A 1,201-nucleotide genomic window follows, 5' to 3' on the forward strand; every position below is an offset into this window, starting at 1 on the left:
CCCATCCCATGCTCGGTCTCTCTGCCTGTGCTCGGTGCAGGCGAGAGTGACACTTCTGCATTGCTCATGGGTGACACTTTAGCTTTGCTGCTACATTAGATATTTCGCGTAATCTACATTATGTAATATTTGCTACAGCATAGCTATGCAATCTGATTGCCAACCCGGAGTTACCGACCTCTCAAGCCTTCTTTTGGAATTGGTGGAAGTTCTGTAGGCTCGACCTATTCGACCCAAAACGATTTCACATGACAGCGTGTGAACGATCCTCGCAGCAAGTCCGGATGATCCTTCGCGCCCATGGCGCTCCTATGTGGCTCGCTCCGGTAGGCAAAATTTACGAGCGCCTCTTCACTGCTCCAAAGCGACATGTTCAGCGGATCAAGCTTTTGGTCATCTGGCAGGACCTGTGCCTCGAATTCAAGCCCACTCTGCTCACGGATGACGTTTCGGATGGCATAGTTGCCTTGACCAAAGGCCAATGCACCTGGTCCGAGCCCGCCAAGGCCGATAGAGGTTATGGCGAAAACCCGGCTCAGCTCGGGACTTTTCGGCGTGTGTTTCAAAGCAATGGGCGCGGGAGAACGGCCACGCCAGTTGACGTCGCCATAGCTTGCATAGGGCAGAAGAAGCCCGGCCGAAACTTTCGTAGCGCTAGAAAGAATGGGGATCCACGTATGCCTATTAGCCAGGAAACCAGAAGCGCTGGCCTCATCATGCCAGAATGTGACCCATGATCGGACATTGCGCCGACGCTTGGGAAGCCCGGTCGGTGCCCAGTCGACCTCGGTGCCGGCCACATGGGCATCGGCTCCGGCCGGCTTCCTGCTCTGGTCAGAGTCTGCTGAAAGATTGCTTTCGAAACGCGCGTTAATGATGGTGATCGCATTCGGCATCGGCGATTTCCACACTTTGTGACGTGACAGGTAAACCAGCATTTTGCCGCACTGCGAACGTCGAGCGACCTGGTTGTAAATTGAGGATAGACGACGCTTGGGGTCAATGCAGAAGGATGTTGGAATATCCGGGCTAGCCTGTGCCATAGTGATCGCTGGCGTCGTGGGCCGGGTGCGAAACTTAAGCTCATAGTCCTCGCCGCTGACCTAGCTAGGGTCAGGACTCGTTAACCCTCAAAGCCAGAACATGACGGTCGCGGCCAGGGCGATGGCAGAAAGGAAGACCTTCGGGCATCTGTCGTAGC

The 1,201-nt window shown here is 55.0% G+C and carries 1 protein-coding gene; it reads right to left on the bottom strand.

What is annotated here, in order from left to right; translation table 11 throughout:
* Positions 1-224: 224 nt before the first annotated feature.
* The gene (locus FHS00_RS17545) at positions 225-938 is read right to left on the bottom strand and encodes a hypothetical protein (RefSeq protein ID WP_183475389.1); all 714 of its coding nucleotides are present in this window, start codon (positions 936-938) and stop codon (positions 225-227) included.
* Positions 939-1,201 lie beyond the last annotated feature (263 nt).

Origin of the sequence: Limimaricola variabilis, assembly GCF_014195545.1 — a bacterium.
GTDB classification, from domain to species: domain Bacteria; phylum Pseudomonadota; class Alphaproteobacteria; order Rhodobacterales; family Rhodobacteraceae; genus Limimaricola; species Limimaricola variabilis.